The sequence below is a fragment of the Antarctobacter albus genome (genome assembly GCF_900101505.1).
Lineage (GTDB): Bacteria > Pseudomonadota > Alphaproteobacteria > Rhodobacterales > Rhodobacteraceae > Antarctobacter > Antarctobacter albus.
Genome location: NZ_FMZI01000003.1, coordinates 322,815 through 345,089 on the forward strand (window position 1 = coordinate 322,815; position 22,275 = coordinate 345,089).

The 22,275-nt window shown below is 65.4% G+C and carries 21 protein-coding genes and 1 pseudogene; 7 read left to right on the forward strand and 15 right to left on the reverse strand.

The window, feature by feature from the left end; genetic code table 11:
- Window positions 1-13: 13 nt before the first annotated feature.
- Together BLQ71_RS07155 and fnrL are read right to left on the reverse strand one after the other, a co-directional pair.
- Window positions 14-928, reverse strand: a complete 915-nt coding sequence (locus tag BLQ71_RS07155) for a PhzF family phenazine biosynthesis protein (protein ID WP_229754781.1) — start codon at window positions 926-928, stop codon at window positions 14-16.
- Entirely contained in the window at window positions 921-1,670 is a 750-nt protein-coding gene (gene fnrL, locus BLQ71_RS07160; protein WP_043136467.1) for a transcriptional regulator FnrL, read from the reverse strand. Before fnrL ends, BLQ71_RS07155 begins: the two co-directional genes overlap by 8 nt.
- Window positions 1,671-1,734: 64 nt before the next feature.
- Between fnrL and hemN the strand changes: the two genes are divergently transcribed.
- Window positions 1,735-3,090, forward strand: a complete 1,356-nt coding sequence (hemN, locus tag BLQ71_RS07165) for an oxygen-independent coproporphyrinogen III oxidase (protein WP_074621201.1) — start codon at window positions 1,735-1,737, stop codon at window positions 3,088-3,090.
- Between the two features lie 6 nt (window positions 3,091-3,096).
- On the opposite strand, the gene BLQ71_RS07170 is transcribed toward hemN, so the two are convergent.
- The 5 genes from BLQ71_RS07170 to BLQ71_RS07190 form a co-directional block, all read right to left on the reverse strand.
- Window positions 3,097-4,686 carry an ABC transporter ATP-binding protein gene (locus BLQ71_RS07170; protein WP_074621202.1) on the reverse strand — a complete coding sequence of 530 codons (1,590 nt, stop codon included), beginning with the start codon at window positions 4,684-4,686 and terminating at the stop codon, window positions 3,097-3,099.
- Complete coding sequence (locus BLQ71_RS07175; RefSeq protein WP_083342171.1) at window positions 4,683-5,870, reverse strand: ABC transporter permease; 1,188 nt, start codon at window positions 5,868-5,870, stop codon at window positions 4,683-4,685. Before BLQ71_RS07175 ends, BLQ71_RS07170 begins: the two co-directional genes overlap by 4 nt.
- A gap of 3 nt (window positions 5,871-5,873) precedes the next feature.
- Window positions 5,874-6,962 (reverse strand): microcin C ABC transporter permease YejB, encoded by a 1,089-nt coding sequence (locus BLQ71_RS07180; RefSeq protein ID WP_043136473.1) that lies wholly within the window; start codon window positions 6,960-6,962, stop codon window positions 5,874-5,876.
- Window position 6,963: 1 nt separating this feature from the next.
- On the reverse strand, window positions 6,964-8,904 hold the full coding sequence (locus tag BLQ71_RS07185; RefSeq protein ID WP_083342172.1) for an extracellular solute-binding protein: 1,941 nt from the start codon (window positions 8,902-8,904) through the stop codon (window positions 6,964-6,966).
- A gap of 223 nt (window positions 8,905-9,127) precedes the next feature.
- Complete coding sequence (locus BLQ71_RS07190; protein ID WP_074621203.1) at window positions 9,128-9,640, reverse strand: c-type cytochrome; 513 nt, start codon at window positions 9,638-9,640, stop codon at window positions 9,128-9,130.
- A 123-nt stretch (window positions 9,641-9,763) separates the two neighbouring features.
- Here BLQ71_RS07190 and BLQ71_RS07195 point away from each other — a divergent pair, with 123 nt between their 5' ends.
- Complete coding sequence (locus BLQ71_RS07195; protein ID WP_043136480.1) at window positions 9,764-10,597, forward strand: prephenate dehydratase; 834 nt, start codon at window positions 9,764-9,766, stop codon at window positions 10,595-10,597.
- 266 nt (window positions 10,598-10,863) lie between these two features.
- Here the strand turns inward: BLQ71_RS07195 and BLQ71_RS07200 are convergent, their stop codons facing one another.
- A complete protein-coding gene (locus BLQ71_RS07200) occupies window positions 10,864-11,319 on the reverse strand; it encodes a methylated-DNA--[protein]-cysteine S-methyltransferase (RefSeq protein ID WP_074621204.1) in 456 nt (151 codons plus the stop codon).
- A gap of 132 nt (window positions 11,320-11,451) precedes the next feature.
- On the opposite strand from BLQ71_RS07200, the pseudogene BLQ71_RS07205 reads away from it, so the two are divergent.
- A pseudogene (locus tag BLQ71_RS07205) lies at window positions 11,452-12,471 on the forward strand (NAD(P)-dependent oxidoreductase); the annotation flags it as partial.
- 30 nt (window positions 12,472-12,501) lie between these two features.
- On the opposite strand, the gene rfbD reads toward BLQ71_RS07205, so the two are convergent.
- Genes rfbD through rfbC form a run of 3 tightly spaced genes read right to left on the reverse strand, consistent with a single transcriptional unit; the run spans window position 12,502 to window position 14,953 of the window.
- The gene (gene rfbD / locus BLQ71_RS07210) at window positions 12,502-13,347 is read right to left on the reverse strand and encodes a dTDP-4-dehydrorhamnose reductase (RefSeq protein WP_074621206.1); all 846 of its coding nucleotides are present in this window, start codon (window positions 13,345-13,347) and stop codon (window positions 12,502-12,504) included.
- Window positions 13,344-14,387 carry a dTDP-glucose 4,6-dehydratase gene (rfbB, locus tag BLQ71_RS07215; RefSeq protein ID WP_074621207.1) on the reverse strand — a complete coding sequence of 348 codons (1,044 nt, stop codon included), beginning with the start codon at window positions 14,385-14,387 and terminating at the stop codon, window positions 13,344-13,346. Before rfbB ends, rfbD begins: the two co-directional genes overlap by 4 nt.
- Window positions 14,384-14,953, reverse strand: a complete 570-nt coding sequence (rfbC, locus tag BLQ71_RS07220) for a dTDP-4-dehydrorhamnose 3,5-epimerase (RefSeq protein WP_074621208.1) — start codon at window positions 14,951-14,953, stop codon at window positions 14,384-14,386. The genes rfbB and rfbC overlap by 4 nt, the downstream gene beginning before the upstream one ends.
- 162 nt (window positions 14,954-15,115) lie before the next feature.
- Here rfbC and rfbA point away from each other — a divergent pair, with 162 nt between their 5' ends.
- The 4 genes from rfbA (at window position 15,116) to BLQ71_RS07240 (ending at window position 18,319) form a co-directional block, all read left to right on the forward strand.
- A complete protein-coding gene (gene rfbA, locus BLQ71_RS07225) occupies window positions 15,116-15,991 on the forward strand; it encodes a glucose-1-phosphate thymidylyltransferase RfbA (protein WP_074621209.1) in 876 nt (291 codons plus the stop codon).
- Window positions 15,988-16,770: an enoyl-CoA hydratase-related protein gene (locus tag BLQ71_RS07230; protein ID WP_074621210.1), complete on the forward strand. Its 783-nt coding sequence runs from the start codon at window positions 15,988-15,990 to the stop codon at window positions 16,768-16,770. Before rfbA ends, BLQ71_RS07230 begins: the two co-directional genes overlap by 4 nt.
- The gene (locus BLQ71_RS07235) at window positions 16,770-17,288 is read left to right on the forward strand and encodes a thioesterase family protein (RefSeq protein ID WP_074621211.1); all 519 of its coding nucleotides are present in this window, start codon (window positions 16,770-16,772) and stop codon (window positions 17,286-17,288) included. Before BLQ71_RS07230 ends, BLQ71_RS07235 begins: the two co-directional genes overlap by 1 nt.
- A gap of 62 nt (window positions 17,289-17,350) precedes the next feature.
- Window positions 17,351-18,319, forward strand: a complete 969-nt coding sequence (locus BLQ71_RS07240) for an SMP-30/gluconolactonase/LRE family protein (protein WP_074621212.1) — start codon at window positions 17,351-17,353, stop codon at window positions 18,317-18,319.
- Between the two features lie 136 nt (window positions 18,320-18,455).
- Here BLQ71_RS07240 and BLQ71_RS07245 read toward each other — a convergent pair whose 3' ends face one another.
- The 4 genes from BLQ71_RS07245 to BLQ71_RS07260 form a co-directional block, all read right to left on the reverse strand.
- Entirely contained in the window at window positions 18,456-19,442 is a 987-nt protein-coding gene (locus BLQ71_RS07245) for an ABC transporter substrate-binding protein (RefSeq protein WP_043136508.1), read from the reverse strand.
- Window positions 19,443-19,495: 53 nt separating this feature from the next.
- Window positions 19,496-20,347: an ABC transporter permease gene (locus BLQ71_RS07250; RefSeq protein WP_074621213.1), complete on the reverse strand. Its 852-nt coding sequence runs from the start codon at window positions 20,345-20,347 to the stop codon at window positions 19,496-19,498.
- A complete protein-coding gene (locus tag BLQ71_RS07255) occupies window positions 20,344-21,264 on the reverse strand; it encodes an ABC transporter permease (RefSeq protein ID WP_074621286.1) in 921 nt (306 codons plus the stop codon). Before BLQ71_RS07255 ends, BLQ71_RS07250 begins: the two co-directional genes overlap by 4 nt.
- A gap of 153 nt (window positions 21,265-21,417) precedes the next feature.
- Window positions 21,418-22,239 carry an ABC transporter ATP-binding protein gene (locus BLQ71_RS07260; protein ID WP_373286025.1) on the reverse strand — a complete coding sequence of 274 codons (822 nt, stop codon included), beginning with the start codon at window positions 22,237-22,239 and terminating at the stop codon, window positions 21,418-21,420.
- Window positions 22,240-22,275: the final 36 nt, after the last annotated feature.

A 22,275-nucleotide genomic window follows, 5' to 3' on the forward strand; every position in this document is an offset into this window, starting at 1 on the left:
TTCGTGAGGGGGCTCAGGCGGCGGGCGACACAAGTCGTCCCGAACTGACCGGCACCGCAGAGCCCTGGACATGGATGCTGTCCAGGGCGCCGCCGGTGGCCTGGATACGCAACCCGATTCGGCTGGGGCGGCCCATGTCGACCCCCTGTTCCAGCACCAACCGTGTTTCGCCTTCCGACAGCGCGCCCGAAGCCAGCAGTTGTGCCGCGAGGATGGCAGAGGCCGATCCGGTGGCCGGGTCCTCCGGGATGCCTTCTCCGGGGGCGAACATGCGTGCGGAGAAATCCGTCTCTTGCCCCGGCGCATAAAGGTAATGCGAGCCAAGGCCGGTCGCGGCGCATAGCGCCTCCCATGCGGCGCCATTGGGCCGCGCGGCGGCCAGGGCGGCGCGGTCGCGCACCGGGACGTACCCAAAGGCCGGTCCACCCTGCCAAAGGGCGGGGCGGTGCCCTTCAAATCCAATCTGCTCTGCCGAGAGGCCAAGCGCGGCGGCGATCGCTTTCCTGCTGGGCATCTCGCCGGTGTTGGCCGCGTGTGGCAGGACCGGCGCGCGGAACTCTGCGCCCAGGCGTCCGTCCCGGCGCCAGACTTGGACCGGAACCAGCCCGGCCACTTCTTGCAGCGTGATGCGGATCTCGAAATCGCCTTCGGGTGCATCCTTCAGTGCAAGGTGGATGGCACAGCCAATGGTCGGATGCCCCGCAAAGGGGATCTCTGCCGTGGGAAAGAAGATCCGGACGCTGGCGGTGTGCGCCGGATCGGCGGGAGACCGGACAAAGATCGTCTCGGACAGGTTGAACTCGCGCGCGATGGTCTGCATCGCGGCATCGCTCAACCCATCCGCATCCTCGACAATGGCCAGCGGATTGCCGGCATAGGCGGTTTCCGTGAAGACGTCGCAGGTGAAAAAGGGCAGTCCCTCAGACAAGCAGACCCCCGTCCGCGTCATCCCCGGCTTCGTCCATCAGGCGGGACATGTCCGGCACGGTGACGTGGCGCTTGCCTTCCAGGTGGATCACGCCGTCCTTTTTCAGGGCCGAGATCTGCCGGCTCACGGTTTCCAGCGTCAGGCCCAGGTAGTCGGCCATCGCCTCACGGGTCAGCGGCAGGTCAAAGACGATCGGGCCGGCGGCGGCACCGCGCTTGTTCAGGGTGGCGTCGCGGCGGGCAATGATCGACAACAGCGAGGCGATCTTCTCGCGCGCGGTCTTGCGCCCCAGAACCAGCATCCATTCGCGCGCGGCATCCAGTTCGTCCAGCGTCATCTCCAACAGGCGCTGGGCGATATGCGGCGTGCGTGTCATCAGGTCCTCGAAAGGGGACCGGCGGAAACAGCACATGACGACATCGGTCGTGGCCACCACGTCGTAGGCGGCGGTGTTGCGCCCGGGGCGGCCAACGAAATCGCTGGGCAGCAGTAGGCCCACCATCTGCGTGCGACCGTCTTCCATCGCCTGGCTCAGGGTTGCGATTCCGGACACGACGGACCCCACGAAATCCATGCGGTCGCCGGCCCAGATGATCGACTGTCCGGCCTCGAACTTGCGGTAATACTTGATCTGCTCAAGGCGCTCGAGTTCGTCGCTTTCGCATCGTGCACAGACCGCCCGGTGGCGGATCGGGCAATCGCCACAGTCGGGCGCGACACTCAAGCTTCGTTCATTCAGCATATCGCTTGCCTTATGTTGATCTGCGTCAAAGCCCGGCGCTTTTCCGTGCCCTAACCGTACGCTTATGGCGAACCGAACTCAACTCGCGCGGCTTGGACTCTTTGACGCCAAAGTGCCGCGATACACGTCTTATCCGACCTCACCGCATTTCGATGGCGACGTGGGGCCGGCGCGATTCGAAGAGTGGATTCGCTCTGTTCCTGTAGATGGTAACATATCCCTATATTTGCATGTACCTTTTTGCCGCAGGTTGTGCTGGTTCTGCGCCTGTCGAACGCAGGGAACGTCGACATTAGGCCCAGTCGAAAGCTATGTGACCGTTCTGGAACAGGAGCTGGGGCTCTTGCGCGGTGCCTTGCCGCAGGGGGTGCGCCTGTCGCGACTGCACTGGGGTGGTGGCACGCCGACCCTGCTGTCACCTGACCTGATGAAACGCCTGATCGCGGCGACCCGACGGGTCGCCGATTTTGCGGAGGGCTACGAGTTTTCCGTCGAAATCGACCCGAACGAGATCGACGCGGCGCGGCTGGACGCCCTTGCCGAAGGCGGCATGAACCGCGCCTCGATCGGGGTGCAGGATTTCGACCCGCAGATCCAGGGCGCGATCGGTCGCGAACAGGGCTATGACGTGACCCGTGCGGCGGTCGAGCTGATCCGTGCGCGTGGCGTTGCAAGCCTGAATGCCGACATCCTGTTCGGCCTGCCGCACCAGACCCGTGCCCGCATCACCGAAACCGTGCAAAAGCTGCTCAGCTTCGCGCCGGACCGCGTGGCGCTTTACGGCTATGCGCATGTGCCCTGGATGGCCAAGCGGCAGCAGATGCTGCCCTCGGACGCGCTGCCCACGCCACAAGAGCGGCTGGAGCTTTTCGATACGGCGCGGCGGCTTTTCGTCTGGGATGGCTATGCCGAGATCGGCATCGACCATTTCGCCACCCGCGACGACGGGCTGGCCGTGGCACAGCGCAACGGCAACCTGCGGCGGAATTTCCAAGGCTACACCGATGACACCTCGGATGTGCTGATCGGGCTGGGGGCGTCGTCGATCTCGAAGTTTCCGCAGGGGTTCGCCCAGAACGCGCCTGGTACGTCGAAATACATCGCCGCGGTGAGGGACGGCCAATTCGCCACCGCGCGCGGCCATACCTTCAAGGGCGACGACCGTCTGCGCGCCCGCCTGATCGAGGCGTTGATGTGCGATTTCCGCATCAATGCCGCCGAGATCCTGCGCGATTTCGCCATCTCGCGCGAGGCGCTGTTCACCCTGTTCCGTGAGGCCAACGCCCGGTTCGAGAACATGCTGGTCATCAGCGACGACGGGCTGTTCATCCCGCAGGAAGTGCGGCCGCTCACCCGTATCATCGCGCGCGCCTTTGACGCCTATGACCTGTCAAAGGCAGGCCATTCCAGCGCGATCTGACGCGGCTCAGGCCGCGTCGAAGGCTGCGGCCAGCAACTCCCGGGTGTAGTCTGTCTGCGGCGCCTCGAAGATCGCCTCGGCGGGGCCATATTCCACCACGTCGCCCTGTTTCATCACGATGACCTTGTGGCTCATCGCGCGCACCACCTTCAGGTCATGCGAAATGAACAGATAGGCGAGGTCATACTTGCGCTGAAGGTTGCGAAGCAGGTTCACGATCTGCACCTGCACCGTCATGTCCAGCGCCGAGGTCGGTTCGTCCAGCACCACCAGACGGGGCCGCAGCACCATGGCGCGGGCGATCGCGATGCGCTGGCGCTGGCCGCCCGAGAACTCGTGCGGGTAGCGGTGCATGGTCATCGGGTCCAGGCCGACCTCGGTCATGACCTCGGCCACCAGTTCGCGGTGGGGGCGCCCGTCAGGGGCGCCATGCACCTCAAGCCCCTCGGCGATGATCTGTTCGCAGGTCATCCGCGGGCTCAGCGAGCCGTAGGGGTCCTGGAACACGATCTGCATTTCCGAGCGCAGCTTGCGCAGCCGCTTGGTCGACCAGGCGTTCACGTCCTGGCCGCGATAGGTGATGCCGCCCTCGGACTTGATCAGCCGCATGATCGCCAGCGCCAGCGTCGTCTTGCCCGAGCCGCTTTCGCCCACGATGCCCACGGTTTCACCCGCACGCACGGCGATGGTCGCGTCGTTGACTGCCTTGACGTAGCCCACGGTGCGTTTCATCAGCCCGCGCTGGATCGGGAACCAGATCTTGAGGTTGTCGGTGCGGGCGATTTCCTCGGCGCCTTCGTCCACGGGGTCCGGTTTGCCGGTGCTTTCCGCCGACAGCAGCATCTGTGTATAGGGATGTTTCGGCGCGGCGAAGATCTCGGACGTCAGGCCCTGTTCGACGATCTCGCCATCCTTCATCACGCAGACCCGGTCGGCGATGCGCCGCACGATGCCAAGGTCATGGGTGATGAACAGCAGGCTCATGTCCTCCTCGGTCTTGAGGTTCCCCAAGAGGTCGAGGATCTGCGCCTGGATCGTCACGTCGAGCGCGGTGGTCGGCTCGTCCGCGATCAAGAGTTCCGGCCCGTTGGCCAGCGCCATCGCGATCATGACCCTCTGCCGTTGCCCGCCCGACAACTGGTGCGGGTAGGACCCCAGCCGGCTTTCGGGGTCTCGGATGCCGACTTTGGTCAAGAGTTCGATGATCCGTTCGCGGGCCTTGGCGCCGGTCAGCCCCTGGTGCAGTTCCAGGCTCTCGCGGATCTGCTTTTCCAGCGTGTGCAGCGGGTTGAGCGAGGTCATCGGCTCCTGGAAGATAAAGCTGATGTCATTGCCGCGCACGTCGCGAAGGCGTTTGTCCGCGGCGCCGATCATCTCGGCCCCGTTGTAAAGGACCGAGCCTTCGACACGGGCGGAGTCCCCCAGCAGGGAGACGGTCGACAAGGCGGTGACCGACTTGCCAGAACCGGATTCGCCCACCAGCGCGACGGTTTCGCCCTTCTGGATGTCGAAGGACACGCCCTTGACCGCCGGGATGGTCTGCCCATCCTGGCGGAAGCTGACCTTGAGGTCGCTGATCTGAAGCAATGCGCTCATGAGAAGGTTTTCCTGGGGTCGAATGCGTCGCGGACACCTTCGAAGATGAAGACCAGCAGTGACAGCATGATCGCGAAGACCGTGAAGGCGGTGAAGGCCAGCCAGGGCGCCTGCAGGTTCTGTTTCGCCTGCAGGGTCATTTCGCCCAGCGACGGCGCCGAGGAGGGCAGGCCGAAGCCGAGGAAGTCGAGCCCCGCCAGCGTCGAGATCGTGCCGGTGACGATGAAGGGCATGAAGGTCAGCGTCGCCACCATCGCGTTGGGCAGCATGTGCCGGAACATGATGGTCCAGTTAGAGACTCCCAGGGCCTTGGCCGCGCGGACGTATTCCAGGTTGCGCGCACGCAGGAATTCCGCCCGCACCACGCCCACCAGCGCCGTCCAGCCAAAGAGGATGGTGAGAAAGACCAGCAACCAGAAACTTCGCCCCAGGATCGCGAAGAGGATGATGATGATATAAAGCGACGGTGTCGCCCCCCATATCTCGATCACCCGCTGAAAGATCAGGTCCAGCCAGCCGCCGAAATAGCCCTGTAGCGCCCCGGCCACGATGCCGATGACAGAGGCGCAAGCGGTGACGATCAGCGTGAACAGGATCGACAGGCGGAACCCGTAGATGACCCGTGCCAGCAGGTCGCGCTTGCCCTTGTCGGTGCCCAGCCAGTTCTGCTCGTTCGGCGGCAGAGGCGCGGCGCCGCGCCGGTCCACGGGCGTGTCATAGCTGTAGGGAATCAGCGGCCAGAGGATCATCCCCTTGTGGAAATTGTCATCCGTCAGCACGCCGGCCTCGGCGTTCTCGATCAACCCGTCGGGATCGTCGAAACAGGCATCCAGCCCGCCGGTGATAATGAGGCAGCGCACCTCGGGGTCGCGATAGGCGGCCTCTGTCCGGAAATCGCCGCCGAACTGGGTTTCGGGGTAGAAGTTGAAGATCGGGGTAAAGGTCTCACCGCGATAGCGCACCATGATCGGCTTGTCGTTGGCGATGAACTCGGCAAAGAGCGACAGGCCGAAGAGGATCACGAAGATCCACAGCGACCAGAGGGCGCGGCGGTTGCGCTTGAAGTTGTTCCAGCGCCGCTGGTTCAGCGGCGACAGGGAAAACAAGCCCTTTTTCGGCTCCGGCGGCACGGTGACGGCGAGCTGCGTGTCCGGGGTGGTCTCGGGCTGGGGATTCGCGACCATGTCTCAGCCCTCCCGCTTTTCAAAGTCGATGCGCGGATCGACGACCACGTACATCAGGTCAGAGATCAGCCCGACGACAAGCCCGATCATCGAGGTGATGAAAAGCGTGCCGAAGATCACCGGGTAATCGCGTGCCACCGCCGCCTCGAAGCCAAGGCGCCCAAGGCCGTCGAGCGAAAAGATCGTCTCGATGATGATGGAGCCGCCGAAGAAGACGCCGATGAAGACGCCCGGCAGACCGGCAATGACGATCAGCATGGCGTTGCGGAAGACATGGCCATACAGAACGCGATCCTCCGACAGGCCCTTGGCGCGGGCGGTCATGACATAGTGCTTCTTGATCTCGTCCAGAAAGCTGTTCTTGGTCAGCAGAGTCAGCGTCGCAAAGGCAGAGATGGTCGAGGCGGTGATCGGCAGGGCGATGTGCCAGAAGTAGTCCGCGACCTTCATGAAGATGTTCAGGTCTTCCCAGTTGTCGGAGACCAGCCCGCGGATCGGGAAGATCTGCCAGTAGGAGCCCCCGGCAAAAAGCACCAGCAGCAGGATCGCAAAGAGAAACCCGGGAATGGCATAGGCGACGATGATGATGCTGGAGGTCCAGGTGTCAAAGCTGGTGCCGTCGCGGACGGCCTTGCGGATGCCCAGCGGGATCGAGATCAGGTAGGCCAGCAGGGTCGACCACAGCCCCAGCGAGATCGAGACCGGCATCTTTTCCAGCACCAGGTCGATCACGCCGATCGAACGGAAATAGCTCTCGCCGAAATCGAGGCGGATGTAATTCCACATCATGTTCAGGAAGCGTTCCAGCGGCGGTTTGTCGAAGCCGAACTGCCGTTCCAGGTCTGCGATGTATTCCGGTGGCAGGCCCCGGGCGCCCGCATAGGTTTCATCGCCCGGGGTCATGCTGCCAGCATCGGGGGAGTCCGAGCCGCCGGCAAAGCCGCCGAACACGTCGCCCTGGCCCTCGATCTGGGCAATGATCTGCTCGATCGGGCCGCCTGGCACGAATTGGACCAGCACGAAGTTGATGATCATGATCCCCAGCAGCGTGGGGATGATCAGCAGTATGCGTCGGAGAATGTAGGCTCCCATGTCAGTCCAGCTGACCTTCCGCCTTGAGCGCCGCTTCCTTCTCGGGGTTCACCCACCAGAAGCTCAGATAGCCCAGTCCGTAGGGCGGGATCTGTTCGGGGCGTTCGTACATGTCGTAGTAGGCGACCCAGTGGTCGGCGATATACCCGGTCGGGATCACGAAGAACTCGTAGCGCAGCGCGCGGTCCAGCGCCATCAGCGCGACGTCGGTATCCGCCTGGCTCTGGGCGTCGAAACTGGCCTCGATGATCGCGTCGACCAGCGGGCTGGCAAGGCCCGCGGGGTTGAACAGGCTGAACTCGGCCTCGCGCGATCCGTACATCTGCGTCAACCCGCCGCCGGTGGACAGGAAGGCGCCATAGCGGGTGGAGTAAAGCACGTCGTAATCGCGTTCACGGCGGCGCAGCGTGTATTGCGAGGGGTCGATCCGTTCAAAGGTTGCATCGACACCGATCTGGACGAGGTTGCGGACAAAGGACTCGTGCATCGCCTCGACCGAGGGTTCGATATTGGTCGGGATCAGCATGTTGACCTTCAGCGTGTCGCCATCCGCATTGCGGCGGATGCCGTCGTCGCCCACTTCCCAGCCGGCCTCGGACAAGAGCCGCGAGGCCGCGCGCAGGTTGCCACGGTCGGGCAGGCGGGCAGGGTCGGAAGAGTGCATCACCCGCACCGGTTCTTCCAGAAGGTCCGCGGGCACGATGTCACCCAGGCTCTTGAGGAATTTCAGTTCCGCGCCCTCGGGCACGTCCTTGGCCTCGACCGGGGTGCCCTCGACGAATGAGCTGCGCGGGGAATACAGCCCGTAGAGCAGCGACTCGTTCGACCACTCGAAGTTGTAGGCAAGGGCAATCGCCTCGCGCACGCGCTTGTCCTGCAACTGCGGCTTGGCCAGGTTGAAGACGAACCCGGTCGGGTTCGGCGGGCTGCCGTCGGGGATTTCCTCCAGCTTGACGACGCCTTCATCGACCTTGGGGAAGTTATAGGCGGTCGCCCATTGCTTGGGATCGCTTTCCACCTTGAAGGTATAGGTCCCGGCCTTGAACGCCTCGAAAGACGCGGTCTGGTCGGCGAAATACTCGACCCGGATGCTGTCGTAATTGTAGCGGCCGGCGTTGTAGGGCAGGTCCTTGCCCCAGTACTCGGTATCGCGTTCATAGACGATGTGACGGTTCACCTCGTAGGTTTCCAGCTTGTAGGGGCCGGACCCCAGCGCCACCTCCAGCCGCGGCTCGTCCAGGCGGCGGTTTTCCGGGTCGGCTTCGAACCATGCCTTTGAAAACACCGGGGTCGAGCCCACGGTCTCGATCCGCGACCGTTTGGTCAGCTCGGGGTTGAAGGTGAATTTCACTGTGTAAGTGTCCAGCGCCTCGGCGCTGGTGACCATGCGACCGACCGCCTGCGCGTAGGACGGCAGGCCCTGGGTGATGAACAGCTTGTGCGAATAGACCACGTCCTCGGCTGTGACAGGGGTGCCGTCCCAAAACTTGGCGTCCTCACGCATGTGAAAGATCACCCAGTCGCGGCTTTCGGGGTATTCGATGCTCTCGCAGAGGATGCAGTAGTACTGGCCAACCGAATCCTCGACCGACTCGATCAGCTGGTCATACATCACCGTGGTCAGGGTGCCGGGGCGGCCCTTGCGCGAATAGGGGTTGAGGCTGTCGAAGGTGCCGGTGGCGCCGATCACCAGTTCGCCGCCCTTGGGGGCGTCCGGGTTGACGAAATCGAAATGCGCATAGTCCGCCGGGTAGTCCAGGTTGCCGAAATAGGAATAGCCATGCGAGGTGACGATCTTTTCGTCTCCGTCCTGAGCCAGAGCGGCCACGCCCAGCAACGCCACGCCGATGGCAAGGGCCCCGGTGGCGACGAACCGAAGGTCCGGCAGGGCGCGGGCCCGGGTCGTGCTGCGGCGATGTGGTCGTTTGGCCTGGATCGTCATGGTCATCTCCCTGTCAACCGGCGGTTCGGCCCGGTAATTGAGCGGTATTCTTTGTTAATTCTAAGCTAAGTTTTCCGCGCGACCACATTCAAGACGAGATTACGGAAACGTCAACGCCTTAAGGGGGCTCCGCCACCGTGTCTGCGGCAGCCTGCGCGGCAATTGCGCATGAAAAAGGCCGCCCGGTCGGGGCGGCCCTTTGAAAGCGCGCGATGCGGTCGGATCAGCCGCCGGTCGTCTGCAGGTAGGCGATCAGGTTCACGCGATCCTCGGCCTTGGGCAGGCCGGCAAAACCCATCGCGGTGCCGGGTGCGAAGCCGCGCGGGTTTTCGAGGAAGTGGAACAGGTTTTCCGGCGTCCACACGTCCGCCGCCTGTTCCAGGGCGCCCGAATAGCCAAAGCCTTCCACGGCATCCACAGCGCGTCCAACCACACCGTCGAGGTGCGGGCCGACGGCGTCGGAGCCGTCCAGCTTGTGGCAGGCGCGGCACTTGCCCCAGACGCGTTCGCCCTTGCCGGCATCGGCCGAGGCCATCAGCGCGGCGAAATCAACCTCTTCCTCTTCGACGGGTTCGCCGTCTTCCACCTGGATCGCAAAGCCTGCGGCATGTTCCTCGCCGCCGTGGCCGCCGCCGGTGTGGTACAGGCTCTCCGCAGCCCATTTGCCCATCAGGAAGATCAGCAAGGCGCCGCACAGGCCGCCGACGATCTTGGTAAAGGTCATGGTATCGAACATGGGAAGCCCTGTCTGCTTGGATCTCTGTCGGGCGCGTATCTATTGCTTTCCATCCCCTTGGGCAAGCGGTAGAAGGCGCGACCAATCGCCCGCGTGCGGCGGGATTTGCGACGAGGGCCACAGATGACACAGCGGATCGCCTTCCAGGGAGAGCTTGGCGCCTATTCCCACCAGGCCTGCACCGAGGCCCGTCCGGGCGCCGAGGTGCTGCCCTGCCGGAACTTCGAGGACGTAATTTCCGCGGTGCGCGAGGGCCGGGCGGACCTTGCCATGTTGCCGGTCGAGAATTCCACCTACGGGCGCGTCGCGGACATTCACCGGCTGCTGCCGGAATCGGGCCTGCGCATTGTCGACGAGGCCTTTGTGCGCGTGCACATCAGCCTAATGGCACTGCCCGGCGTGCAGATCGAGGAGCTGGAGCGGGTGCGCGCGCACCTGGTGCTCTTGCCGCAGGCGCAGAGTTTCCTGTCGAAATACGGCATCCAGGGAATCGCCGCGGCGGACAGCGCCGGGGCAGCCGCCGAGCTGGCCAAGGCGGAACTGCGCGATGAGGGCGTGCTGGCATCGGACCTCGCGGCCGAGATCTACGGGCTGCACATCCTGGCCCGCCACATCGAGGATCACGCCCACAACACCACGCGTTTCCTGTTGATGGCGCCGGAACCCGACATCTCGCGCCGGGGCAGCCACGGGATGATGACCACCTTCATCTTCCAGGTGCGCAACATCCCGGCCGCGCTCTACAAGGCGATGGGCGGTTTCGCGACCAACGGTGTCAACATGACCAAGCTGGAAAGCTACATGGTCAACGGCTCCTTCACCGCGACGCAATTCTATGCCGACATCGAGGGCCACCCCGAAGATCCCGGCGTCAAGCGCGCGCTCGAAGAGCTGGATTACTTCACCGACATGCTGGACATCCTGGGCGTCTATCCGCGCGATCCCAAGCGCGACTGATCCCGGCCCGTGGCTCAGACCGCGTGGGGCCGGTCGATGCTGGGGGCGGTTGCCGAGGGCTGGGCTGGATCACAAGCAGGATGACCCCGTCTCCCCGTTTCCAAGGGCAGACACCGTGTGCCGTGAGGACATTCCGACCAGGCCGGATCGGGGGCAGCGGCTACACTCAAACCCGGGCCTATGCCGGGTTGGGTAACCAAAAGCGTGACGATCAGCATGGAAAGAGAGCAGTCACCAATTCTTTGGCGACCGATGGGGCTGCCCCGTCAGATCAGCAATCCGCCCGCCCCCTCGTGACGCAGCAGCCAGACCTTGGTCTCGACCCCGGTGCCGCCGGAAAACCCGCCCAGCCCGTCGCGGCCCAGCACGCGGTGGCAGGGGATGATCAGGGCAATCGGATTGCCGCCACAGCCGCGCCCCACTGCCTGTGGCGGCGCGCCAAGGGTGCGGGCGATGTCGCCATAGGTCAGGGTCTCGCCAAAGGGGATCGCGGCGATCTGTGCGCAAACCTGTTGCTGAAAGGGGCTTGCCGCCACCCGCAGGGGCAGGTCGAAGGTGGTCAGGCGCCCGGCGAAATAGGCGGCCACCTGGTCCGCCGCGCGTCGCAGCAAGGGTGTCGCGTCGCTTGCATCGCTCCGGGTCCAGGTGGCCCGGGTTATGGCGCCTTCGGTTTCGGTGATCTCGAAGGGGCCGGTAGGGGTGTCGATGCAGGTCCGCGGCATCAGTCAGCCCAAACCCGGATCGCGGCGTGCCGCCGGCGCTGTGCCAAGGGGGCGAGGCCAGTCAGTGGGTTCTGCCGGGGGCTATTGCTGGGCCATGTCATGCCGAAACGCTAGGGGCCTGCGACGCGGCGCACAAGTTTCATGTCGCAAACGGTGCGGACCGGGCACAGGGTGTCGTCGCAGGCTGGCCACAAACAGGAGGTACGGATGCAGACGGGATTCATCGGACTGGGCGCGGTGGGCGCCAAGCTGGCAGGCAATCTGCTGCGCAACGACGTCGGGCTGACGGTCTTCGACCTTGACGAAACGCGGCTGGCCGGGATGGCCGCGGCGGGCGCCGAGGCGGCGGCATCGGCGGCAGAGGTCATGGCCCGCTGCGACGTGGTCATCACTTCCTTGCCCAGTCCCGCCGCCTCGGAGGCGGTTCTGGCCGAGATGCTGCCCGAGATGGGGCCGGGCAAGACCTGGGTCGAGATGTCGACCACCGACCCGGCGGTGATCGTGGCCCAGGCGGCGCGGGTGGCCGAAACCGGCGCCGTCGCCATCGAGGCACCGGTCTCGGGCGGGTGCCACCGGGCGGCGACGGGCAATATCTCGGTCTTTTGCGGCGCGCCGCGCGACAGTTTCGAGGCGGTTCTGCCGCTGTTGACGATCCTCGGGCGACAGGTGCTGCACACCGGCGAGGTCGGCACCGCCTCGCGCCTGAAGGTCATGACCAACTACCTGGCCACCGCCAACCTGCTGACGCTGTGCGAGGCCCTGGCGACGATGCAGGCGGCGGGGCTGGACATGGCCACGACCTATGAAGCGATCCGCATTTCCTCGGGCAATTCCTTTGTCCATGAGACCGAAAGCCAGTTGATCCTGTCCGGCAGCCGCGACGTGGACTTCGCGCTGGACCTGGTGATGAAGGATATCGGCCTGTTCCAGGCGCTGGCAGATGAGCATGGCGTGCCGCTGGAACTCTCGCCTCTGGTGATCTCGATGATCCGCGACGGCCAGCAGCGGATGGGCGACCGGGCCCAGTCCGACCGGATGATCGAACGTCTGGAGGACGCGGCGGGCCTGTCCGTGCGGGCGCCTGGTTTTCCCAAGGTGCTGGTGGACGAAGAACCTTCCGCGCGCGGCGCGGAGGTGGTGGTGCGGCGCTAGCCCGGGCGCAATGCGCGCGGCGGACGCGGCCTAGAGACGATCGAGGTCCCGCAATACCTCGTCGAGATCCGCCTGCCAGTCCGGACGGCCCAGGTTGAAGGCCCGCGTAAGCGCCGTGTTGTCCAGACGCGAGTTGTGCGGGCGGGCCGCCGGGGTGGGGTAGGCGCTGCTGGGAATATCCGCCACCTCGGGCGTCCGTCCCGTACGGGCAAAGACCGCGCGGGCGAAATCGGCCCAGCTGACATCCGGCCCGCCGGACAGGTGATAGGTGCCGGTCCTGTCCGGATGCAGACACAGCGCCTCTGCCACGGTCAGGCAGACCCGCGCGATGGCGGCGGCAGAGGTGGGGCCGCCCACCTGGTCGGCGACGATACTCAGCCGGTCGCAATCTTTGCCCAGTCGCAGCATCGTCTTGACGAAGTTGTTGCCGTGCGCGGAAAAAACCCATGAAGTCCGCAGGATGGCATGGGAGCCGCCCGCCGCGCGGATGCCGGTTTCGCCGGCCAGTTTCGACCGGCCATAGGCATTGATCGGACGGGTGGGATCGTCCGGCGACCAGGGGCGGGTGCCCGACCCGTCAAAGACATAGTCGGTCGAGATATGGACCAGTGGGGTCCCGATCGCCGCGCAGGCGCGGGCCATCGCGGCTGGGGACGCGCCGTTGATCGTGGTGGCCAGCGGCTCTTCGTCTTCGGCCCGATCGACCGCCGTGTAGGCGGCGGCGTTGATGACGACCCGGGGCTGGCGGGTGCGGATGGCCTCGGCGCAGGCCCCGGGGTCCGCCAGATCGGCCTGGTCGCGCCCCAAGGCGGTGACATCGCCCAGGCGTTGCAACTCTGTCGCGACCTGTCCGGTCCGGCCGAAGACCAGGATCATGCGCCCACCCCCAGCCGTTCTCCCACGCCCTGGCGGGCCTGCAGGGCGCGCCACCACGGCTCGTTCGCAAGATACCAGTCGACGGTCTTTTCCAGCCCTTCCTCCACCGTCACCGAGGGCCGCCAGCCCAGTTCCTCGCGGATGCGTGCCGGGTCGATGGCATAGCGGGCGTCATGGCCGGGCCGGTCGGTGACGAAGGTGATCAGGTCGGCATGGGACCCGCTGTCTCGCGGGCGCTTCCGGTCGAGGATCGCGCAGAGCGTCCGCACCAAGTCGAGGTTCGCGCGCTCGTTCTCGCCACCGATGTTGTAGCTGCGCCCCACCGCGCCCCTTTGCACCACCAAGAGCAGCGCCTCTGCGTGGTCCTCGACATAAAGCCAGTCGCGCACGTTCGAGCCGTCCCCGTAGATCGGCAGCGGCTTGCCCGCCAGCGCGTTCAGGATCACCACGGGGATCAGTTTCTCGGGGAAATGGAAGGGGCCGTAGTTGTTCGAGCAATTGGTCAGGACGACGGGCAGGCCGTAGGTTTCGTGCCAGGCGCGCACCAGGTGGTCCGACCCGGCCTTGGACGCCGAATAGGGCGAGCGCGGATCATAGGGCGTCTCCTCGGTGAACTGTCCCTCCGCGCCCAGCGAGCCAAAGACCTCGTCGGTGGAAATATGGTGAAAGCGGAAGCCCTCGGGCCGGCCCTCGCGGGTCCAGTAGGTGCGCGCCGCCTCCAGCAGGTGGAAGGTGCCCATGACATTGGTGTCGATGAAGGTGCCCGGCCCGTCGATCGAGCGGTCGACATGGCTTTCGGCCGCCAGGTGCATCACCGCGTCCGGGCGATGCTGCGCGAAGATCCGGTCCAGCGCGGCGCGGTCACGGATGTCCGCATGTTCAAAGGCATAGCCGGGATCGTCCGCGACCGAGGCCAGGTTGTCGAGACAGGCGGCATAGGTCAGCGCATCCAGGTTCACCACCTCGTGCCCTGCGGCAATCGCCTGCCGCACCACCGCCGAACCGATGAACCCGGCGCCGCCCGTGACCAGCAGTTTCATGACGTGCCTTCCCAGGTGAAAGGGCTGTTCAGCTTGTCGAACAGCGGTGCCGCAGCGTCCTTTTCGCTCAGGATCGGAAACCCCTCCAGGCCCCAGTCGATGCCGATGGCGGGATCGTCGAAACGCACCGCGCCTTCGCAGTCGGGGGCGTAGTAATCCGAGCACTTGTAGATCACTTCGGTGTCGGGCGCGCGCGTGACGAACCCGTGCAGGAACCCGCGTGGCACCAGCATTTGCTTGCCATTCTCGGCGCTCAACTCGACCCCGATCCAGTTGCCATAGGTCGGAGAGCCCATCCGGATGTCCACCGCCACGTCGAAAAGCCGCCCGCGCCCGCAGCGCACCAGCTTGTCCTGGGCATAGGGGGGCGCCTGGAAATGCAGCCCGCGCAGGGTGCCGGCCTCGGCCGAGAGCGAGTGGTTGTCCTGCACGAAATCCAGGTCGATCCCGTGTTCGGCCATGCGCTTGCGGTTCCAGCTTTCGCTGAAATAGCCGCGCGCATCGCCGAACCGGCGCGGCGTCAGGATGAGCACACCGGGCAAGGCGGTGGCTTGAACGTCGAGCATAGGGCCCCCATCGGTCCAGAGTTCGGCGCCCTTTTAACCAAGTCAGGCGGCAACAGTAAGGCGCAAGCGGGGCGTCAGCGTACGGATTGTTTCCCCTTTCGCCAAACTCTTGACAGAGTAGGGGGGCACTAGGGGCGGAACACGGGGATTTCAGGGGGTCGCATGACCAGGCGCAAGGGCATCATTCTGGCGGGGGGATCGGGCACGCGGCTGTACCCGATCACGATGGGCATCTCGAAACAGCTGGTGCCGATCTACGACAAGCCGATGATCTTCTACCCTCTCTCGGTGCTGATGCTGACCGGCATCCGCGAGATCTGCATCATCACCACGCCACAGGACCAGGAACAGTTCCGCCGCACGCTGGGCGATGGCAGCCAGTGGGGACTGTCGCTGGACTATGTGGTGCAGCCCTCTCCGGACGGGCTGGCGCAGGCCTATCTGCTGGCCGAATCCTTTCTCAATGGCGCGCCCTCGGCTATGGTGCTGGGGGACAACATCTTTTTCGGCCACGGGCTGCCGGAACAGCTGCGCACTGCCGATGCGCAAGAGGCGGGCGGCACGGTCTTCGGCTACCGGGTCGCCGATCCGGAACGCTACGGCGTGGTGGACTTCGGCCCCGATGGCACGGTGCGCTCGATTATCGAGAAGCCGACAAAGGCACCGTCACCCTACGCGGTCACCGGGCTCTATTTCCTCGACGGCAGCGCGCCGGACCGGGCGCGCGCGGTTGCCCCCTCGGCACGTGGAGAGCTGGAAATCACGTCGCTCCTGGAGATGTACCTGCACGAAGGGCTGCTCAACGTGCAGCAGATGGGGCGCGGCTATGCCTGGCTGGACACCGGCACGCATGGCTCGCTTCTGGATGCGGGCAATTTCGTCCGCACCCTGTCGGAACGGCAGGGCCAGCAGGTTGGCTGCCCCGAAGAGATCGCTTATCAACAGGGCTGGATAGATGCGGATGCCTTGATGGAACGCGCCCGCATGTTCGGAAAATCCGGCTACGGCGCCTACCTGGCGCGACTGGTAGAGACATGAGCGATGTAGCGACAGAGCGGCGCGGGCGCGTGCTGCTGGTGACTTTGGACCGGCCCAAGGCCAACGCGATCGACGCCGCCACCAGCATCGCGCTGGGTGAGGCGTTTCGCTGCCTGCAAGAGGACGACACGCTCTCCGTCGGCATCGTGACCGGGGGCGGTGAACGCTTCTTTTCCGCCGGCTGGGACCTCAAGGCCGCCGCCGAAGGCGAGGCGGCGGATGCGTACCAGGGCGTCGGCGGCTTCGCCGGACTGACCGAATACTGGGACCTGACCAAACCCGTCATCGCCGCCGTCAACGGGCTGGCGCTGGGCGGCGGGTTCGAGCTGGCGCTGGCGGCGGACATGATCGTCGCCGCCGACCACGCCGAGTTTGCCCTGCCCGAGGCCACCATCGGCGTCGTGCCCGACAGCGGCGGGGTGATCCGCCTGCCGCGCCGCCTGCCGCGCGCGGTGGCGATGGAAATGCTGATGACCGGCCGCCGCGCCGGGGCCGAAGAGCTGCACCGCTGGGGCGTCGTCAATACCGTGGTGCCCGCGGATCGGCTTATGGACGCCGCGCTGGAGCTGGCAAACCGTGTCGCCGCCTCCGCGCCTCTCTCGCTGCAGGCGATCAAGGAAATCGACCGCGCCACCGACGGGCTGGGCGAGTGCGCAGCCTTTGACCGCATGCGCGCCGGCAACCTCTGCGCCTACGGGCGCGTCTACGCCAGCGAGGACGCCGTAGAGGGCATCGCCTCGGTTTCCGAAAAGCGCGACCCGGTCTGGAAGGGCCGCTGATGCTGGAGACCGAAACCTTCCTGCACGATTGGACAGGAGAGATCGCGGCCCCTCTGACCCTTGTCCGCAATAGGGTCAAACCCGAGTGGGTGGACGAATACCGCCACCTGAACATGGCCCACTACCTGACCATCTGCGACCAGGCAAACTGGGCCTTCTGGAACTGGATCAACGCGCCCGTCCAGACGATCGAGGCCCGCGCGGGCCATGAATACGCCATCGTCGAGAACCACGTCACCTATACCGGCGAACTGGCGGAAGGCGCGGCGTTTTCCATCCAGACGCAGCTTCTGGACCTGGACGCCAAGCGGTTCGTCCTCTTTCACCGCGTGCTGGACGCCGATGGCAGGCCAAGCGCCACCAACGAGACCAAGATGCTGGGCTTCAACCTCGACACCCGCCGCGCCGAGGCCTGGCAGCCGCAGGTCGCCGAAAGGCTGGCGAAGGTGCTGGCGGCACATCGCGCGCTGGGCACCCCGCCCGAGGCCGGGCAGGGGATCGCGCTGAAGCATCGCTGAGCCTTTACAATCGCGCGGCCACGCCCGAGTTTCGTCTCCACGTCAGCAGGAGGAGACGACAGGTGAGCGACAAGGACCTATTCCCGAACGGCTGGGCGCCGACGACGCGCTATCCCGACCCGGCGGTGCAATCGCTCGATCCCGCCTTCGACAAGTACCGCCTGCCGCTGGCGGGGATCGAACGGCTGGCGACGGGCCTGCGCTGGGCCGAAGGCCCGGTCTGGTTCGGCGACGCCCGCCACCTCCTGTGGAGCGACATCCCCAACAACCGCATCATGCGCTGGACCGAGGAAACGGGCGCCGTCAGCGAATACCGCGCGCCGTCGAACTACGCCAACGGCCACACGCGCGACCGGCAGGGCAGGCTGATCTCCTGCGAACATGGAACGCGGCGCATCACCCGCACCGAACATGATGGCACGATCACGGTGCTGATGGACAGGTTCGACGGCAAGCGCCTGAACTCGCCCAACGACATCATCGTGAAATCAGACGGCTCGATCTGGTTCTCCGACCCGGTGTTCGGCATTCTCGGAAACTACGAGGGCTACCGTTCTGACCCCGAACTGCCCGAGGCGGTCTACCGGCTGGACCCGGAAACGGGGCAGGCCTCCCTGGTGGCCGACGGCATCCTTGGGCCCAACGGCCTGTGCTTTTCGCCGGACGAAAGCCTCCTCTACATCGTCGAGTCCCGCGGCACGCCCAACCGCAAGATCCTGGCCTATGACGTCGGCGCGGACGGGCAGAGCCTGTCGAACCGGCACGTGCAGATCGACGCCGGGCCGGGCACGCCGGACGGGATGCGCTGTGATGTGGACGGCAACCTCTGGTGCGGCTGGGGCATGGGCGATCCCGGTCTCGACGGGGTCATGGTCTTCGCGCCCGACGGGCGCCCCATCGGGCGCATCGCCCTGCCGGAACGCTGCGCCAATGTCTGCTTCGGCGGGCGCGCCAACAGCCGCCTGTTCATGGCCGCCTCGCAATCTCTCTACGCGCTCTACGTCAACGTCGCGGGCGTCAAGGGCGGCTAGGCCACACCGGGACTACGCAAGTTTCTTTGGGCCGAAAATACCTCCGGGGGTTTGGGGGCAGAGCCCCCAACGCGCCCAAAAGCGAAAAGCCGCGTTTCCGCGGCTTTTCTCAACTCTTCAACGCAGGGGCCGGGACTCAGTCCAGCGCCGCATCCGTGATGACATGGGTCCAGGCGCCTTCCGGCTCCTTGGTGATCACCGGGTCGGACCCGCCGGCCAAAAGCGTATCCACGGTCCGCTGGTAATCCGCCGGGTCCAGCGCGCCGTTCGATCCGGCCGTCAGCTTGGCGACCTCGCCCATCATGCGGATCTGGTGGCCCTCGGTCTGGGCGCCGGTCTCGTCATAGTCCAGCACGATCATCGCCGCGTCCTCAGGGTTCTCTTCGGCCCATTTCCAGCCTTTCATCGAGGCGGCCACGAACCGCGCCATCTTGTCGACGTACTCGGGATCCTCGAGGTTCTCCTCCAGCACATAAAGGCCGTCTTCCAGCATGGCGACGCCCTGGTCCTCGTACTTGAAGGTGATCAGCTCTTCGGGCGACACGCCCGCGTCGATGACCTGCCAGTACTCATTATAGGTCATGGTGCTGATGCAATCCGCCTGCCGCTGCAGCAGCGGGTCGACGTTGAAGCCCTGTTTCAGCACCTCGACCGAGCCTTCGGCCTTGCCGTCGGTGGCGATGTCCAGCTGGCTCATCCAGGCGAGGAAGGGGAATTCGTTGCCGAAGAACCAGACCCCCAGCGTGCGGTTGTCCAGGTCGGCGGGCGCGGAAATCCCGGCGTCCTTCCAACAGGTCAGCATCATGCCCGAGGATTTGAACGGCTGGGCGATATTGACCAGCGGCAGGCCGTTTTCGCGGGCCGAGAGCGCCGCCGGCATCCACTCCACGATCACGTCGGCGCCGCCGCCGGCGATCACCTGCGTCGGCGCGATGTCCGGCCCGCCGGGCAGGATCGTCACGTCAAGGTCGGCCTCTTCGTAATAGCCGTTTTCCAGCGCCACGTAATAGCCCGCGAACTGCGCCTGCGTGACCCATTTCAGCTGCAGCGTGACCTCGTCCGCCGCCAGCGCGGGGCTGGCCAGCCCCAGGGCCGCAACGGCGGCGATCCATGTCTGTTTCATCTTCAGTACCTCCTTGGTGCCTAGTGTCTTGTGGCCGGTTTTGTCCGGTCCGGTTATCGGCCGCCCCGGTGCGAGGCGTGCCAGAATGTCGTGCGGCGTTCGGCCAGGGCCACGAGCCCGTAGAACACCGTCCCCGAGAGCGCCGACACGAGGATGGCCGACCAGACCATCCCGAGGTCAAGCTGGCCGATGCTGGTCGAGATGCGGAATCCAAGGCCCAGCGTCGGGCTGCCGAAGAACTCGGCAACGATGGCCCCGATCAGCGCCAGCGTCGAGCAGATCTTGAGCCCGTTGAAGACAAAGGGCAGGGCGGCGGGCAGGCGCAAGGTCCACAGCGTTTGACCCCAGGTCGCGGCATAAGTCCGCATCAGGTCGCGCTGCATCGAGGTGGTTTCCGACAGGCCGGCGACCGTGTTCACCAGCATCGGGAAATAGACCATCAGAACGACCACCGCCGCCTTGGACTGCCAGCCAAAGCCGAACCACATCACCAGGATCGGCGCCGTGCCAACGATGGGCAGGGCCGCCATGAAGTTGCCCAGCGGCAGCAACCCGCGCCGCAGGTAGTCCGAGCGGTCCACCAGCAGCGCGGTCACAAAGGCCGCGCCGCATCCGAAGATATAGCCTGACAGCGCCCCCTTGAGGATCGTCTGCACGAAATCGCCCCAAAGCGTCCCGAGGTTTTCGGCAAAGCTGGCCGCGATCAGCGAGGGTGGCGGCAGGATCACGGTCGAGACCTGCATGCCCCGCACGATCAGCTCCCACATGCCCAGGATGGTCAGGCCAAAGATCAGCGGCACCGCAAGGCGCACAGCGCCGGTATCTCGCGCAGGCCCGTTCGCCAGCACGACGTTCACGCCAAAGCCCACCGCCCAGAGCAGGACTGCGAAAATCACCAGCGTCATGGCATCATCCCCATCCTGCGCAGCGTGCGCCTTTCCAGGGCCGCGATGGCATAGACCAGCAGCGCCGCCAGCGCCGCCGCCACCAGGAGCGCGGCCCAGATCTGCGCGGTCTGCCCGTAGTAGCTGCCCGCCAGCATCCGCGCGCCAAGCCCGCCTTTCTGCACCGGCAGTTCCCCGACGATGGCGCCCACAAGGCTGGCCGCGATGGCGATCTTGAGCGAGGCAAAGAGGTAGGGAATGGACGAGGGCAGGCGTAGCTTCGTCAGCACCGAGGCAGTCGGCGCGCTATAGGTGCGCATCAGGTCCATCTGCATGGCGTCCGGGCTGCGCAGCCCCTTCACCATGCCCACGACCACCGGGAAGAAGGAGAGATAGGCCGAGATCACCGCTTTGGGGATCAGCCCCTGCACCCCGATGGAATAAAGCACCACGATGATCATCGGCGCCAGCGCCACGATGGGGATGGTCTGGCTGACGATGGCCCAGGGCATCACGCTCATGTCCATGACGCGGGAATGCACGATCCCCACCGCCAGGCCCACGCCCAGCAGGGCGCCGATCAGGAACCCCAGGAAAGTGGCGTTCAGCGTCACCAGCGCGTGGTAGACTAGGCTGCGGTTCGACAGCGTCCCCGACCGCACGATCCCGCGCCGCCCGTTCAGCTCCTCGTCGATGGTCGAGTCGTAAAGCTCCACCAGCACCTGATGCGGCGCGGGCAGTTTCGGACGGTCCGAGCTCCAGCTGTCCCCAAGCGCATGGGGGTTGCGAAGGACCAGAGCCCAGTTGCCCATGTCGCGCCGGTCCACGGCGGAGGGCGGGGACACCTCGACGCCCGCACGTTCCGCCGCCGTCAGCACCTCCTTGACGTTCATCGGGACGACGGCAACGTACCAGATCGCCAGGAGGGCCAGCACCATGCCCAGCACCGGCGGCAGTCGCAGCCAGCGGGGCCAACCCGTCCCGGCGGTGGCTCCGGCCTTCGGATCGCTCGCCTCAGCCATGCGTTCCCTCCCGGCGCGGGGCGAGCTTGTTCCGGGTCAGGCCCGGGACGGGAATGCGCTGCGTGACCCTCATTCCTCGTACCCCGCGCGCAGCCCCTCGCGCACGCGGTGCGCGATCTCGATGAATTCCGGCGTGTCGCGGATGTCCAGCGGGCGCTCCTTGGGCAGGGGGCTTTCGATCACGTCGGTGATCCGGCCCGGACGCGGGCTCATCACGACGATATGGGTCGACAGGTAGACCGCCTCGGGGATCGAGTGGGTCACGAACCCGATGGTCTTTTCCGTCTTGTCCCAGAGCTTCAGCAATTCCTCGTTCAGCCGGTCGCGCACGATCTCATCGAGCGCGCCAAAGGGTTCGTCCATCAAGAGGATGTCTGCATCGAATGCCAGAGCCCTTGCAATGGACGCACGTTGCTGCATGCCTCCGGACAGTTGCCAGGGGAATTTCTTTTCAAAACCCGATAACTCCACAAGCTCCAGCACCCGCGCCACGCGTTCGGCCTGTTCGGCCCTGGAATAGCCCATGATCTCCAGCGGCAGCGCGATGTTGCGCCCGATGGTCCGCCAGGGGTACAGACCGGCGGCCTGAAAGACATAGCCATAGGCCCGGGCGCGCCGCGCCTCGTCGGGCGTCATGCCGTTCACCGTCAGGCTGCCCCCGGTGGGATGCTCCAGCGCCGCGATACAGCGCAGGAAGGTCGTCTTGCCACAGCCCGAGGGGCCGATGAAGCTGACGAAACTGCCCTTGGCGATGTCCAGGCTGACGTCTTTCAGCGCATGCACCGGCCCGTCATTCGTCTGAAAGGTCAGGTCGAGGTGGTCCGCCCGGATGACGGGGGCAGTGGTGGCGGTTCCCGCCTCCGGCCAGTTCTTTATTTCTTCATCGCTCAACACGCGTGATCCTTGTTTGGCGAAGCGGCAGGGCCG

Excerpts from the sequence above, each read along its gene's own strand:
- BLQ71_RS07200 (WP_074621204.1), bottom strand. The coding sequence starts at position 11,319 with ATGCCGCGGACCTGCATCGACACCCCTACCGGCCCCTTCGAGATCACC.
- rfbA (WP_074621209.1), top strand. The coding sequence starts at position 15,116 with ATGACCAGGCGCAAGGGCATCATTCTGGCGGGGGGATCGGGCACGCGG.
- rfbC (WP_074621208.1), bottom strand. The coding sequence starts at position 14,953 with ATGCTCGACGTTCAAGCCACCGCCTTGCCCGGTGTGCTCATCCTGACG.
- BLQ71_RS07170 (WP_074621202.1), bottom strand. The coding sequence starts at position 4,686 with ATGAGCGCATTGCTTCAGATCAGCGACCTCAAGGTCAGCTTCCGCCAG.
- BLQ71_RS07190 (WP_074621203.1), bottom strand. The coding sequence starts at position 9,640 with ATGTTCGATACCATGACCTTTACCAAGATCGTCGGCGGCCTGTGCGGC.
- BLQ71_RS07245 (WP_043136508.1), bottom strand. The coding sequence starts at position 19,442 with ATGAAACAGACATGGATCGCCGCCGTTGCGGCCCTGGGGCTGGCCAGC.
- BLQ71_RS07255 (WP_074621286.1), bottom strand. The coding sequence starts at position 21,264 with ATGGTGCTGGCCCTCCTGGCGATCTGGTACGTTGCCGTCGTCCCGATG.
- BLQ71_RS07185 (WP_083342172.1), bottom strand. The coding sequence starts at position 8,904 with ATGACGATCCAGGCCAAACGACCACATCGCCGCAGCACGACCCGGGCC.
- fnrL (WP_043136467.1), bottom strand. The coding sequence starts at position 1,670 with ATGCTGAATGAACGAAGCTTGAGTGTCGCGCCCGACTGTGGCGATTGC.
- BLQ71_RS07195 (WP_043136480.1), top strand. The coding sequence starts at position 9,764 with ATGACACAGCGGATCGCCTTCCAGGGAGAGCTTGGCGCCTATTCCCAC.
- hemN (WP_074621201.1), top strand. The coding sequence starts at position 1,735 with ATGGCGAACCGAACTCAACTCGCGCGGCTTGGACTCTTTGACGCCAAA.
- BLQ71_RS07180 (WP_043136473.1), bottom strand. The coding sequence starts at position 6,962 with ATGGGAGCCTACATTCTCCGACGCATACTGCTGATCATCCCCACGCTG.
- rfbB (WP_074621207.1), bottom strand. The coding sequence starts at position 14,387 with ATGAAACTGCTGGTCACGGGCGGCGCCGGGTTCATCGGTTCGGCGGTG.
- BLQ71_RS07250 (WP_074621213.1), bottom strand. The coding sequence starts at position 20,347 with ATGACGCTGGTGATTTTCGCAGTCCTGCTCTGGGCGGTGGGCTTTGGC.
- rfbD (WP_074621206.1), bottom strand. The coding sequence starts at position 13,347 with ATGATCCTGGTCTTCGGCCGGACCGGACAGGTCGCGACAGAGTTGCAA.
- BLQ71_RS07175 (WP_083342171.1), bottom strand. The coding sequence starts at position 5,870 with ATGGTCGCGAATCCCCAGCCCGAGACCACCCCGGACACGCAGCTCGCC.
- BLQ71_RS07230 (WP_074621210.1), top strand. The coding sequence starts at position 15,988 with ATGAGCGATGTAGCGACAGAGCGGCGCGGGCGCGTGCTGCTGGTGACT.
- BLQ71_RS07235 (WP_074621211.1), top strand. The coding sequence starts at position 16,770 with ATGCTGGAGACCGAAACCTTCCTGCACGATTGGACAGGAGAGATCGCG.